The organism is Pseudoalteromonas sp. T1lg65, assembly GCF_051930985.1.
In the GTDB taxonomy this organism is placed as follows: domain Bacteria; phylum Pseudomonadota; class Gammaproteobacteria; order Enterobacterales; family Alteromonadaceae; genus Pseudoalteromonas.
On the sequence record NZ_CP196837.1, the window covers coordinates 3,354,436 to 3,368,168 of the forward strand.

The 13,733-nt window shown below is 36.7% G+C and carries 13 protein-coding genes; all 13 read right to left on the reverse strand.

What is annotated here, in order from left to right; all coding sequences use genetic code 11:
* Positions 1 to 26 precede the first annotated feature (26 nt).
* The gene (locus ACSLBF_RS14930; RefSeq protein ID WP_440054151.1) at positions 27 to 1,208 is read right to left on the reverse strand and encodes a glycosyltransferase; all 1,182 of its coding nucleotides are present in this window, start codon (positions 1,206 to 1,208) and stop codon (positions 27 to 29) included.
* Complete coding sequence (locus ACSLBF_RS14935; protein ID WP_440054152.1) at positions 1,186 to 2,370, reverse strand: hypothetical protein; 1,185 nt, start codon at positions 2,368 to 2,370, stop codon at positions 1,186 to 1,188. Before ACSLBF_RS14935 ends, ACSLBF_RS14930 begins: the two co-directional genes overlap by 23 nt.
* A 29-nt stretch (positions 2,371 to 2,399) precedes the next feature.
* The gene (locus ACSLBF_RS14940; RefSeq protein ID WP_440054153.1) at positions 2,400 to 3,254 is read right to left on the reverse strand and encodes a hypothetical protein; all 855 of its coding nucleotides are present in this window, start codon (positions 3,252 to 3,254) and stop codon (positions 2,400 to 2,402) included.
* Between the two features lie 27 nt (positions 3,255 to 3,281).
* Positions 3,282 to 4,442 (reverse strand): hypothetical protein, encoded by a 1,161-nt coding sequence (locus tag ACSLBF_RS14945; protein ID WP_440054154.1) that lies wholly within the window; start codon positions 4,440 to 4,442, stop codon positions 3,282 to 3,284.
* A 73-nt stretch (positions 4,443 to 4,515) separates the two neighbouring features.
* The gene (locus tag ACSLBF_RS14950; protein WP_440054155.1) at positions 4,516 to 5,733 is read right to left on the reverse strand and encodes an oligosaccharide flippase family protein; all 1,218 of its coding nucleotides are present in this window, start codon (positions 5,731 to 5,733) and stop codon (positions 4,516 to 4,518) included.
* An 85-nt stretch (positions 5,734 to 5,818) separates the two neighbouring features.
* Positions 5,819 to 7,117, reverse strand: a complete 1,299-nt coding sequence (locus ACSLBF_RS14955; RefSeq protein ID WP_440054156.1) for a cytidylyltransferase domain-containing protein — start codon at positions 7,115 to 7,117, stop codon at positions 5,819 to 5,821.
* A 2-nt stretch (positions 7,118 to 7,119) separates the two neighbouring features.
* Positions 7,120 to 8,058: a KpsF/GutQ family sugar-phosphate isomerase gene (locus ACSLBF_RS14960; RefSeq protein ID WP_440054157.1), complete on the reverse strand. Its 939-nt coding sequence runs from the start codon at positions 8,056 to 8,058 to the stop codon at positions 7,120 to 7,122.
* A gap of 184 nt (positions 8,059 to 8,242) precedes the next feature.
* Complete coding sequence (locus ACSLBF_RS14965) at positions 8,243 to 9,193, reverse strand: IS30 family transposase (protein ID WP_440054158.1); 951 nt, start codon at positions 9,191 to 9,193, stop codon at positions 8,243 to 8,245.
* A gap of 152 nt (positions 9,194 to 9,345) precedes the next feature.
* Entirely contained in the window at positions 9,346 to 9,570 is a 225-nt protein-coding gene (locus tag ACSLBF_RS14970; protein ID WP_440054159.1) for a hypothetical protein, read from the reverse strand.
* A 780-nt stretch (positions 9,571 to 10,350) separates the two neighbouring features.
* Entirely contained in the window at positions 10,351 to 11,202 is an 852-nt protein-coding gene (gene rfbD, locus ACSLBF_RS14975) for a dTDP-4-dehydrorhamnose reductase (protein WP_440054160.1), read from the reverse strand.
* Entirely contained in the window at positions 11,203 to 12,267 is a 1,065-nt protein-coding gene (gene rfbB, locus ACSLBF_RS14980) for a dTDP-glucose 4,6-dehydratase (RefSeq protein ID WP_440054161.1), read from the reverse strand. It abuts the gene before it with no gap.
* 16 nt (positions 12,268 to 12,283) lie between these two features.
* A complete protein-coding gene (rfbC, locus tag ACSLBF_RS14985; RefSeq protein ID WP_440054162.1) occupies positions 12,284 to 12,829 on the reverse strand; it encodes a dTDP-4-dehydrorhamnose 3,5-epimerase in 546 nt (181 codons plus the stop codon).
* Positions 12,826 to 13,704: a glucose-1-phosphate thymidylyltransferase RfbA gene (rfbA, locus tag ACSLBF_RS14990; protein ID WP_440054163.1), complete on the reverse strand. Its 879-nt coding sequence runs from the start codon at positions 13,702 to 13,704 to the stop codon at positions 12,826 to 12,828. The genes rfbC and rfbA overlap by 4 nt, the downstream gene beginning before the upstream one ends.
* Positions 13,705 to 13,733 lie beyond the last annotated feature (29 nt).

Genomic DNA, 13,733 nt, shown 5'->3' on the forward strand with positions numbered 1-13,733 from the left:
TTCTTTTCCATAACAAACACTTAATTTTATTGAAATATAATATCAGGAACTGGCTTCCCGTTGCTTATAAAATCTAAAGCCTTTGCAAACTTAGAAGCTTGGGCTTCCCATGAGTAATTATTTAAGATCAACTTCTTACCACGTCTGCCCATTTCTTTAAGTTCTCTGTCGCTCAAAAGCATCATTTCTTCCATTGAAAACATCAAATTTTCTTCTGTCAATTCAATCTGCTTACCACACGAAAAGCTTTCAATTTCAGACCATGGCACGCCTTTCGTTGTGACAACTGGAAGGCCTGCTGCTAGTGCTTCACCTATTACAACGCCAAAGTTTTCACTGTAACTTGGTAAGATAAAAAAGCTACTTAGGGCAAGGACTTGCTCTTTCGCCTCACCTTTAAGCATACCTAATTGCATTAGGTTTTTATGAAGGCTACTTTCACGTCTTAAGTCTTCAATTTTTTGTTTGTAACCATCATAATCCGGACCAACAATCAAAAGACACCAATCTGAATATTTTTTTGAAAGTGCAGGCCAAACATTTAAAAGAAAGTCAAGACCTTTCTTTTTGTGGAGCCTAGACATAAAAAGTATATATTTTTTGTTAGGATCTAACCCCATTTTTTCAAGAGATTCAACTCTACTTGGCAAGGTTTGATATGCTGCGTAATCTATTCCATGTGGGCATAAAGCAACTGGGGTATTAATGCCTAAATCACGAACAGCTTCTAATTCATCCTTGCAAGTAACATGTATGAGACTAGCATCTGTTAGTGCTTTCCTTTGAAAAAGCACCCAAGCTACTTTTTTTAATACTTTACTTTGCTTCAATGACCACGGATATAGCGAACCTCTGACGGAAATAACATGGGGAATATTTTTTTTCTTCGATAACCGGTAAGAGATATAGGCTGGATAATTCCATAAATTATTTGAAAATAATACAGTATCTTTGCTGATGATTTTACTTAACTCAATTTTCAATTCTTTAGCATACTGCACCTTTTTTAAGCCCACTCTTTCACATTTACGCCATGATAATGAGTATTTATCAATTAAAACATTACTTTCTTTATTAGTTGCGCACACGGTTACAATTTGAGACTTGATGCTTTCATTCTTAAACAAAAAGTAAAGCAAATTAGGCAATGAGTTGGCTGGTCCACCGTACTCATCAGAAATATTTTCAATTATGGCTAGCAAATTCATTACTTAACTCCCCATTAAAGTAAAAAAACAACAGGACCAATACCATAGGCAACAAAGAAAAAGAAAGCGGTATCGCAGAAGAAAAAAGGATTAAAAAAAGCAATAAAAATAACATACTTTCTTTGAAGCAATCCCTACTGACAGACATATAGCCAACGGTTATAAAGAAAGGAAGAGACAGCCAACCAAGTTCGTATAAAAGCGCACCAGTACCAGACATAATTTTATTATCATTATTGCCCCACCAAAAGACCCCATTAGATAATGACCGACCTTCAAGTAACTCACTACCAAACTGGTGAAAGCCGTGGGGAAATCCATAGTCATTGAAAAAACCCTTAAATGAAAAATAAAGATGCGATAACCGCTCGTTTATACTTGCATCTAACCTAATAAGGGATTCAGGTTCTGTTAAAGCAAAATTTAACAAACCTTGAACACGGGTACCATCCAGTAAAATAGCAACATAAGGAAGAGCAACAACAGTAAAGGTTAAGCAAACAAACAAGCCAAGTAGCACCCTTAAATTTAATATATAAAAAGAAAAGTACAGCATAAACAGAACAGCAAAAAACAGTATCACCATTGTTGACTTTGCAACAAAAACAATAAATAAAAAATTTAAAACCATTAGTGCTTTATAAACTTTATCATTTATATTGTTTTTTTCAAGAAACAAAACCCATGACAAGAAAAATAAAAATATCGCAAAATATGTTGGTTCAGGAGCTAAGCCTGTAACACCACGGTCCTCAGTTGTTCTTACTGTGACTAAAAAAGATAAAACACCTTTCCCCCAAATTGATTGAATTGCGCCTGCTAAAAGCCACAATGCATTTGAAAACAAAACAACCTTTATTGGTAAGACATAGAAGCGCTTCACCAAATAAAAAAAAGCAAAAACCACGAAAAAAGAGTAGCTACCTAAAACCGCTCTAACGAAGAGGAAATCTATAAAACCATAATAAAGACCAACCAAAACAGAAAAGAAAAACAATAACAATGGAAATAGAATTACAAAGTGCAGCTTCTTGTTCAAGTTAAAAACAAAAAAAACACTTGAAAACAAAATAAACCAAGGCTGAGTATCCACATCTAATAACCCAAAAGAAACCCATGGAAATAGAATAGCCAGCATAGTGATATTGAGCAAAAGAGTCATATATAATTTCCTCAATGATAAAGCTGTCGTTAATCAAAAGCTCGATAGTGTTTCCCTGCAATGACAGCCTTAATAAAAGGCGTTATTTTATACAAGCCTTTTTTCTTAAACACAACTTGAAAAAAAGCATTTAAAAACACCTTTACTACAATTAATACGTTTTTTGGGAAAGAATGATAATATCGGACCATCAACCCCAAACTGTAACTATGCTCTAAAACTCTAAAACCTGTAAAACTTGGGTCCTCAACCTTAAGCCGCGAAAGAGAATGTTCAAAGCCATGTATAAACTCTATCGCATCATTTAAGTTATTGAGGTTAAGCCTAAAACAAAAACTTGTATCTACTCCATAAAAATAAAAACGCTCATCAAAGACTGCCCCAAATTCCTTTAGCAAACTTATTATAACCCCATCACCAACTACAAGACCACTTCCAATCGTGGTTACTCTATCATTAGAGTCAATTTTTTGACCAAAACTATAAGCAACAGAATTTACTTTAGGATTTTCAACCCTCCCACTTGTAGTAATTATAGGCATCGCAACTTTATTTTGAGAGCTAATATCCGCAAATTTTATATATTCCGAATTCAAATTAGAATCATCATCTAAAAAGATATACTTTTTTGCTTTGTTATTTCTTATGAATGAATTATAAATAACAGCAAGTGATTCATTATACAATGTTTCCATTACCTGCACATCATAACCCAGCTGTTGAAAAACCAAGAAATCAGTATCACCTAAACTCTCTGGCCCATTATTCCAAAGGACCAACCTAGCATTACTGAATTGCAAATCCGATGAAATTAAAGAAGTAACCGTGCTACTTTCCATTAACTCTTTATTATATAACAAGACTAATATTGCACTATCAAACACACCCACCTCAATTACATTAAAGCCATTCTATTGAATAGAAAACACTTGCGGAACAAAAAAATCATCTTTGACCAAACTACTTTCCTTAACTAAAACATCCGCCAAATCCTCACCAATACAAAACTCAACAAACCCCGGATTTATAAACTCCGTAGAGCTTGACTTAAACATTAGTACTTTTTGATTATATAACTTAGCTTCAAAAACTGCGGTCGAGTTAAATGCAATCACCCCCTTAAACAATTCGCTTTTAAGCGTTGAATGCAACAGAGGTGACTTATCTAATCGAAAATTATCTTTAGTTGAAATTAATACCTCCACCTCTTCAGCAACGGAAGGATGTGGTCGAATTAAAAAATTGAATTGACACTCCCCTAGATACTCTAGCAACACTCTAATATCACTTAAGTAAATATCCCTTGGCAATAAAACAAGTATTTTTTCAGATTTTTTCTGCGTTAAATCTTTAGGATAATAACTTTCTGGATAACCAAACAATAAACACCGAGAAGATAGCGGGATTTTATCTTGAATTTCATTAATAGAGTACCGCCCCCATACTAGAAGCTTTTCAGCACAAACATTTTCATAATTAATCACATCATATGGTATTTCGTTACAGTAACTAAAATACATACCATGCTGCAAACTGTACGTATCCACATTCCGAAGCCTAAAGTAGTATGAAAGAAAAGACTCTAACAAGTAGGAACTATTAAAGGCTATGTATTTATCACACTCTATTACTTGCTGCTCCAATTTATCTATCACCTTAAACCCCAATGATAAAGCCACAACTAGCTTTACCCGCTCACCTATCGAACACCTAATATTGACAGAAAAAAGAACCGCTTTTAGAAAGTAGTATATTGAGTGGGGAACCCCCAAAAAAAACTCCCATTTAGAGTTAACAAGCCTAACACATTGCAAATCCGCATCAGGGAAATAACCTTTAATCAATGAAATATAACCCTCCCTCGATGTTGAACAAGTATTTATTACGCTTTGCGAACTAGGAAAATTAAAGAAATTAACATTCAGGAATAGATAATTAATATAAACAAAACCTGATGGCTTCCAGGTCATCATCCCTAAATAACTCCCCAAAACAAGTTCTAAAGGGTACCCCCTATATTCGCAACCGCTAAGGTAAGATTTTAATTTTTTATACCTAACATATTCACCCACAACAAAACCACCATATTGCAACAAATTAGAAATAACACACAACACTTCATTATAAAAAGTTAGGTTCTAAATTTTAAAAACGTTTAAAGCAATTGATAATACCGAATTTAACAGCAAAGAAGAACCTTATAGACATAGATAAAAAGTCCGAAAAAAGAACGCAAAGCAACGCCAGAAACAAGGTCATCTCTGTCGTATAAACCACCAAGACGAACGCAAAATAATAAGACAATGAAGATATGAATATCCCTACATGAGCATAACTTTCTTTCCCAATCGAGACCAATGCCGGATAGCCATAGCTGCTACTAAAGGCCACAAATACAAGAGAAAAAAGCACCAGTAGTGTATATTCACTTAGTTCAACATTTGAGCTGGAAAGAACTAACTTACCAACATTATCAGAAAAGCCGTAGACTATCGGTGCAAGTAAAAATATAACACATACAGCATAGACTGTAGAGCGATGCAATGCATTAAAACACTTGGTTTTTAGTGTATGGGTATATAAAACTCTAGAAACAGCCCCCAGCAATGCTTGCCCTACTTTATATAACTGATTAAGAAATGAATATATAGCAGTTTGTTCATTAGAAACAAATTTAGAAACTAAATATGTACTACCTTGATTAAGAATATTCACAGCCAATCTAGCGAAATAAAAACCCAGCGCATCCTTTATAAAAATCAGCACATCCCTCATCCCGAAACTTAGGCGCTCACTTTTAACAACCCTAAAAAGGAACAAGTAAAGTATAAAATTGGTGATAAAAACCATCGATACCTGGACCAGCATTGCTGCTTCTACTGGATATTCTTCATAATCAATTAGAAATGCCACCAAAACCAAGGTAGATTTAGAAATTAAACTTGCAATTGCCAGCAACTTATAGTTTTCAATCCCAGCAACCAATGGTGTTGGATTTAAATTTGACACAAAAACAAACAAAGAAATTGTTAAGAAAACACCGTTACTGTAGCTAAAAAGAAAATAAAGAATCATTAATGCCAGTAGAGAGATTACTACTTTCACTACAATAAAAATAACTAACAAATCTGAGCTTACGTATGAAACCAGCTTTCTCTCATTCATATATTTTGGTATGAACATACCAAAACCTAAATCACACAAAACCACACAGACTGCGCATAATGATAATATAGCAACAAATTCTCCGTATAAATCAAGCCCGATGGCATTTGTAATAATGGGTATCACTATCAAGGGAGAAAGAGTTGTGAACATTGTGGATACGATATTAAAAAAAATATTGACATTAATTTTTTTCATCGACAGCTCCTAAATTTGGCAGCAAGAAGGCCACCAAACCATTTAAATAAAACCCCGTTAACATTTTATTATTCTGAGCTGACAACTAGAAAAAACCATACTTTTTAGTTAAAGTATCAACATCAACACCTTCCGAAATTTCCGCAAGAATTTTCTTTTCATTAGCAGCTCTTTTGTAAACTTCATTAATTACTACCTGCTCGATATGTTTTGGAATAATTATAACACCTTCACTATCGGCAAAAACCAAGCATTCTGGCTCAACTTTAATACCGTTCAAGCAAATTGTTTTATTAAATGATTCTGTTGTAGCTCTCTTTCTTACATCTTGGCAAGTATAGCCTTTTGAAAAAACAGGTAAGCCAGTACCTATAACTTCTTCATTATCTCTTGTCATACCATTCACAATCACCCCTGAAGCTCCAGAACGAATGGCTAAATTTGCATTTAACTCACCAAAATAGGCATACTCAGGACTTTCATTCTCCACAAGAATAATATCATCTGGAATAATAGTATCGTAGCTGTACAGTGCATCATATATCCCTTTAAAGCACTCACCATCATTTAGCTTTCTTAGCTTTAATGTTTTAGCTCTGCCTAAAAGTTTGACTCCACTTATATTCGGAGTCAAACCCTTTAGCACTTGATCTGGGTAACCTAAGTCATCAAGTAAATCAGAAAGTATACAACTTGTAAGATGATTTTTTATATTCCCTAACAATTTTCTACTTTTCTCCCTTCTGCCAGCTGCAATTAGTTCTGCTAGTTGAAAGTCCTCAGGCCAATTTACATCTATGGCTTCAAGTGGTGAAGATTCTAGCAAGAAAGGTGCATTACCTATTCGCCTTTTTAAACTAATCGCAGCCTCCCTTTTTACAATATACAACCCCATGGTTTCAATTATTGTATCACCCAAATCAACACTATTAGGTATTGAATTAATGTCATATTCAGGTCCATTATCGTCCCACGTATATAGTCTTTCTTTTCTCACAAGAACTACAGAATCGTACTCACTTGAGGACTTTAACTTATCAATTCCTAACTTCACAGTTTCCATTTCAATAAATGGGCTTGTACAAAGTATTTGAACATATATATCCGCATCCGTATGCAAAACCTCATTATAAAACATTCGATTGCCATCTACTTTATTACTTGCGAGCTCAGGATCTCGCCTCATAATTTTACAGTTTACTTCCGATGCTGCATTAATAACATCTTCAGATTCTGTATCAAGGTAAACCTCATCAAATAAACCTGAGCTTGCTAGTTTTTCAAGTGTATGGAGAAAGAGAGGCTTACCATCTAATAGCTTCATATTTTTACTTTCAATTCTAGAGCTCGAACCTTTAGCTGGCAAAAATGCTACTACTTTCATTACTACTTCCTATTTAAATTATCGTATATTCCAAGAACTTGATTACCTTGTTTCACAATAAGTGAATTGACCCCTTCATCACGCATTTTATTATCAGCATCTGAACACTTAGTATTAGGTGATATAGTTTTAGGTGAAGTTGTCATTAAATCACTAGCCTCAGCTGTTTTATAACTACTGATGTCATATCTGGTTAAATATTTCCTTATATCACCATCAGTTATAACTCCTTGCAAATTATTGGTATCACCAACTAAAACTACTCCTGTTTTGCTCGTGCTCATTGTGCTGATTACATCAATAAATGAGTCATTACTTTTAACGAATGTTCCTGTTAACATACAGTCTTGAACCGTCATTAAAAGTTTTCGACCTAAACTTCCACCTGGGTGGTATTTGGCAAAGTTCTCTTCTTTAAAGGATCTAGCTTTCATAAGTGAAATAGCTATCGCATCACCCAGAACAAGGGACACTGTTGTAGAGGTTGTTGGTGCAAGATTCAGCGGACATGCTTCTTTTTTAACTCCTATATCTAAATGAAAGTCTGATACTGAAGCTAGAGTTGATGCTGGGTTACCTGTCATTGATATGAGTGTATTACCATTATTCTTAATAAACGGTAGTAACTGAGTAACCTCTGATGTTTCACCTGAGTTTGATATAGCAAAGAAGATATCTTCTTCTTTGATCATCCCTAAATCACCATGATATGCCTCAGCTGGGTGCATATACATTGACGGAGTTCCTGTACTGACAAGAGTTGCAAAGATTTTTTTTGCTATATGTCCAGACTTTCCCATTCCACACATCACTACTCGGCCTGCTGATTTAGAAATACATGAAATAAGCTTCTCAAATGTATGATCAAGTTTAGACTCCACTTCAAGTATACCTTCAATCTCATTTCTTATTACCGATTTTGCTTCCAAAATATAATTCATCTTACAACAACATCCTATTTAATGATGGGATACAAAAAATCGTAAACTAGGAACTTTTCCTAACTTTATATTGCTTTATCATAACCTTCCTTTACATTTATATTTAAAAAATAAAATTTAATTAAAAGAAAATTTTATTTTTTAAAAGCCGCGAATTCAACCCCGAAGTGCACCACTCGCTAAATTAGGCCGCATTGCGTAATTCATTAAACACAACGACAGGCTGTTTGTAACCTAGGCACTTTCTAGGTCTGGCGTTTAGCGCACGTTCAACATCGGACACCTGCTTATCCGTTACCGTTCTTAAATCCGTGCCTTTACGTATGTACTGGCGCAATAAACCGTTGAAGTTTTCATTCAACCCGCGCTCCCATGAGGAATACGGATTCGCAAAATAAATATCAGTGTTGAGCTTATCTGCAACTAGCTCGTGGTCACAGAACTCGCTGCCATTATCAGCGGTTATCGTATGCACATGACGGCGATATCGCCACAGCATGCCTATCATGGCTCTGCTGACTTCTGCCGCGCTCTTTGCTGGCACTTTACGTATTAAATAAAGCTTGCTTTGGCGTTCAACTAGGCTGACTATTGCACCCGTTCCATGCTTACCCAGTACGGTATCAGCTTCCCAGTCACCGAACCGCCTTTTCTTGTCAACAATCGCTGGGCGGTGCTCAATGCCCACCCGGTTCGGGATAATGACACGCTTCGCACGACGACCTTTGCGATATCGTCGATGGCCTTGTCGCAAGTGCCTAAACAACTTGCCGCCGCTCAATTTATCCCGTTGCACATAGCCGTAAATCCACGCGTGACTCACTGAAAGCCCAATAATCCGGCCCACGCCTGCAATTTGCTCGGGACTCCACTTTTGTTCTAATCCGAACTCAACAAAGGTGATGGTCAGCTTAGATAGACACGACTTTGCGGCTTCAACACGCCTTTTGAGTGTCTTTGCCTGAGCGACTTCGGGTAGATAGTGATTTTCCCGGATCCTATTTCGTCTGACTTCTCGGCTAATAGTGGTATGACTAACTTTCAGGCGTTTGCCTATCTCACGATAACTAAAACCCTCGCGTAAGTAGGCTTCTATCTGGTATCTTTGTCCTTCGATCAACTGCTTGTAACTCATGGTAAATGCTTCTGTTTGTTTGGCGACGATAGAGTACCACCAACAGGCAGTTGATCTCTTCTCACCGTTTAACCATGAGTGGTGCACTTATTATCTGAATTTGGGCCTGAAGAAAGATATTTAATAAAAATAAATCTATCCCTTTTTACAAGTTATCTAAAACTAGCTTCAATAAATAGTCGGCGATGAACAACGTCATCGAGCTCAAGGAGTGTCTCGAGCAACTCTTCCATGTGTTTGAGTTCTAACATATTAGGGCCATCACATAGAGCTTTATCTGGCTCAGGATGGGTTTCCATGAACAACCCGTCGATACGTACCGCTACAGCAGCCCTTGTACTCGAAGGTACATGATAACGATTTCCGCCAAGAGCCATTGATAGTTCCAGGCATTTGTAAGCTATGAGTCGCATCCATTACGACTTTTCTCCCTGTTTCTTTCATAATCGCCAAACCAGTCATATAGTTTATTAATTGCCCGAAACCGAAACTTGTGCCTCGTTCGCAGGGACAAATATCTCCGTTACCGACCCATTTGCACTTTTCAATAACTGGCTGCATGTCACATGGATGCACCACTGACCTTTTTTATATTAACAGGCTTACCAATTGAAGCTACGCGTTGAATAAAGTTCGTTTGGTTGACTAAGAAAGCTGGTTTATGTAATACCTCCACCACGGAGTATCCTCATGCACATCTGTAATTACCTTCTCCCCCCAGCTCTGCCTTTGCTTTTTGAAGTACCTTTAACCATGCTCTACTCCAGACCCTTTAAAAGGTGAGACTGAAGAACGATTAGCTTTCGTAACTTATGACTTAGCAATATAGTCAATACCAAATTTATCCGTAATCTCCTTTAATGTTCCAAAAGTGTCTAAAACAAGCAGCTCAGACTCAATAACACTAGGGCCTGCAATTAAAAATATAATTTATTCCTATTTTTGCATTTATCAGCTTTACTGAACCAGCTTACCGGCTTTGATCAATCCAAGTTTGTTACTATTTCCGAAAAAAGCCACTACAATCTTTTGAAAAAAGATTAATTAAATCAGTTAAGAACAAAACCCCAAAAATTAAAATTTTGGATTTCAAATTAAATTCATTTAATGTTAGCTACCTAAAACTTCAGTTTAAATCTAGTTAGGTTAGTGATTTACTATTTTAAACTCGTTAGCATATCATTTAAATGATGGACCCAATGCACACTTTTTGCACCATTAAAACCCAAAAAAAGAAGACTGAATTGCGGTCTTCTAGCAGGAGTTGAATATGCACTTGCTGGTATCGGCTTTATTGGAATTTTCTTATCTAATAACCCCTCACCAAACGCGATGTCTTGAATAGCAACAGCAAAGTCGTACCAACTAGCAACACCTAAATCACTATAGTGATAAACCTGCTCTAAACTTTCTTGTTCAGCCAATTGCCAAAGATACTTTGCAAGCCCTTTTGCATTTGTCGGACAACCTATTTGGTCGCTCACTACATTTAGTTCTGCTTTCTCTGACATTAAACGTAGCATGGTCTTTACAAAGTTATTACCATGACTTGAATAAACCCAAGAGGTTCTCACTATCGACGAGTTTTCTGGATAATTCCGCTTTATGGCTTCTTCACCAGCTAACTTTGAAGCACCATAAACATTGATAGGACTTGCAGAATCATTGACCCGATAAGGCATGCTTTTGTTACCATTAAACACAAAATCTGTCGAGATATGTAGCAAACGAATGTTGTGTTTACAGGCAGATTTAGCCAGTAACTCTGTTGCTGTTGCATTAATTAAATAAGCGTTTTCTTGATCAGACTCTGCTTTATCAACAGCGGTATAGGCCGATGCATTAATGATAATGTTTGGCATGTGAGCAGATATTGCATTCTCTATACTCTCTTGTGACGTAATATCAATATCGTCACGACCGAGCGCTACGGCTTTAATATTTTCTGGGCAGGTTTGCACGAGCTCCCATGCAACCTGACCATTTTTACCTACGATTAAAGCATTCATTTAGTTTGTACCTAAGCGCTCTCTTTGATAAGAGCCGCTTTGAACGTTTTTACACCATTCTTGATTATTTAAATACCACTGAATTGTTTTTAGGATACCTGTTTCAAATGTCTCTTTTGGTTGCCAGCCTAACTCTTTATTTATCTTTGTCGCATCAATGGCGTAACGCATATCATGGCCAGGTCTATCAGCAACAAAAGTGATTAGGTCTTTGAAGTCGGAAAAATTCGCTGGTTTAACTTCAATTAAGTTATTTAAGTGGTTACAAATCGTGGTGACAACTTCAATGTTTTGCTTTTCATTAAAGCCTCCAATATTATAGGTTTCACCTAATTTACCATCTGTTACTACTTTATAAAGTGCTCGCACATGGTCTTCTACAAATAGCCAATCCCTTACCTGCTTACCGTCACCATAGACCGGTAATTGCTCCCCCGCTATTGCTTTAAGAATAACTAATGGAATTAGTTTTTCAGGAAAATGACATGGACCATAATTATTTGAACAGTTCGTTAAAACAACAGGTAAACCATACGTGCGATGCCATGCTCTTACTAAGTGGTCAGCCGCCGCCTTTGATGCTGAATAAGGTGAACTTGGCTCATAGGGCGTTTCTTCGGTAAATAGACCCGTTTCACCTAAATCACCATACACTTCATCTGTTGAAATGTGGTGAAAACGGAAATTAACTTTCTTGTCACCTACTAATTCACTGTAGTAACTACGAGTTGCCTCAAGCAACTCATAAGTACCGACAACATTCGTTTGAATAAACTCACCAGGACTATCAATCGAACGGTCAACATGACTCTCTGCAGCTAAGTGCATAATAAAGTCAGGTTGATATTGTTCAAAGGCAGCTAATAGTTTTGTTCTGTCACAGATATCACCTTTAATAAAGTTATATCGCTCATTTTTTTCAATTGAGTATAACGATTCTAAGTTACCTGCGTAAGTTAATTTATCGAAGTTAATTACTATGTGCTTTGTTTCGTTAATTAAGAAACGTACCAATGCGGAGCCAATGAAACCTGCACCACCTGTTACAAAAATTGTTTTACTCATTATTACTTCGCTTCCCCTAAAATACAGGAGCATCAATTAGCAAAATACCCGCTTTATCTTTTTCAGATAAGATCGGTGCTTGGCCATTAACTAAGGGCCATTGAATATCTAATGCGGGGTCATTCCACAATACTCTTTGTTCAAACTGAGGAGCGTAATAGTCTGTGCACTTGTATACAAATTCTGCTAATTCGGTTGTAACGTAAAAACCATGAGCAAAACCTTCCGGCACCCATAGTTGAAGCTTGTTTTCATCACTTAATAAAATACCTACATGTCTACCAAAAGTTGGGCTATTTTTTCGCAAATCAACAGCAACATCGTAGACTTCGCCCTGTATGACTCGAACTAACTTACCTTGAGTCTGTTCGGTTTGATAATGCAGGCCACGTAAAATACCTTGTGAAGATTTACTGTGGTTGTCTTGTACAAATGTGACGTCAGCAACATCTTTTTTGAACCATTCTTCTCTGAAAGTTTCCATGAAGAAACCTCTCTCATCACCAAATACTTTTGGCTCAAGAATTTTTACATCTGGGATAGCTGTTTCAACTACTTTCATGAAAACACCTTCTGCGTCAGTAAACCCAACAGATATTCACCATAACCGCTTTTTCTCAAAGGCTCAGCTAAATCCCGGAGCTCTTGCTCTGTAATATAACCCATTCGGTAAGCAACCTCTTCTGGGCAATTAACTTTTAGACCTTGGCGTTTCTCTATTGTTTCAATGAATTGAGCAGCTTGTAATAAACTGTCATGAGTGCCCGTATCTAACCACGCAGTACCACGCCCCATAATTTCTACATTCAGCGTGCCAGCTTCTAGATATTGCCCAATTACATCAGTAATTTCCAATTCACCACGCGCTGATGGCGCTACGTTTTTAGCGTACTCAACAACTTTATTATCAAAAAAGTATAAACCTGGCACTGCATAGTTTGATTTAGGCGTCTCTGGCTTTTCTTCAATCGAAATAGCTCTGCCAGAATCATCAAACTCAACGACACCGTAGGCTTTTGGGTTTGCAACATGATAACCAAATATAGTACTACCGTCAGGTCGGTTAGCCGCTGCTTTTAAAGATTTAACTAAATTATGACCATAAAAAAGATTATCACCTAAAATCAATGCAACATTTGAAGTTCCAATAAATTTTTCGCCAAGCAAAAACGCTTGAGCTAAGCCATCAGGAGAAGGCTGAATTACATACTGTATGGTAACCCCCCAATCACTTCCGTTACCTAATAACGCTTGAAACCTTGATTGCTCGTGTGGTGCTGTAATAATTAGAATATCTTTAATTCCCGAATTCATTAAAGTAGCAATCGGGTAGTAAATCATCGGCTTATCATAAACTGACATTAGTTGCTTACTGACCACTTTAGTTAATGGGTACAAACGCGTTCCACTACCACCAGCTAAAATAATTCCTTTCATCCACTACCTCATAGTAAAAGAAAACATTG

What these genes read in the sequence shown, in the direction of transcription:
- ACSLBF_RS14960 (WP_440054157.1), bottom strand. Translation starts at nt 8,058, where the DNA reads ATGAATTATATTTTGGAAGCAAAATCGGTAATAAGAAATGAGATTGAA.
- rfbD (WP_440054160.1), bottom strand. Translation starts at nt 11,202, where the DNA reads ATGAATGCTTTAATCGTAGGTAAAAATGGTCAGGTTGCATGGGAGCTC.
- rfbA (WP_440054163.1), bottom strand. Translation starts at nt 13,704, where the DNA reads ATGAAAGGAATTATTTTAGCTGGTGGTAGTGGAACGCGTTTGTACCCA.
- ACSLBF_RS14935 (WP_440054152.1), bottom strand. Translation starts at nt 2,370, where the DNA reads ATGACTCTTTTGCTCAATATCACTATGCTGGCTATTCTATTTCCATGG.
- ACSLBF_RS14970 (WP_440054159.1), bottom strand. Translation starts at nt 9,570, where the DNA reads ATGGCTCTTGGCGGAAATCGTTATCATGTACCTTCGAGTACAAGGGCT.
- rfbB (WP_440054161.1), bottom strand. Translation starts at nt 12,267, where the DNA reads ATGAGTAAAACAATTTTTGTAACAGGTGGTGCAGGTTTCATTGGCTCC.
- ACSLBF_RS14965 (WP_440054158.1), bottom strand. Translation starts at nt 9,193, where the DNA reads ATGAGTTACAAGCAGTTGATCGAAGGACAAAGATACCAGATAGAAGCC.
- ACSLBF_RS14950 (WP_440054155.1), bottom strand. Translation starts at nt 5,733, where the DNA reads ATGAAAAAAATTAATGTCAATATTTTTTTTAATATCGTATCCACAATG.
- ACSLBF_RS14930 (WP_440054151.1), bottom strand. Translation starts at nt 1,208, where the DNA reads ATGAATTTGCTAGCCATAATTGAAAATATTTCTGATGAGTACGGTGGA.
- rfbC (WP_440054162.1), bottom strand. Translation starts at nt 12,829, where the DNA reads ATGAAAGTAGTTGAAACAGCTATCCCAGATGTAAAAATTCTTGAGCCA.
- ACSLBF_RS14955 (WP_440054156.1), bottom strand. Translation starts at nt 7,117, where the DNA reads ATGAAAGTAGTAGCATTTTTGCCAGCTAAAGGTTCGAGCTCTAGAATT.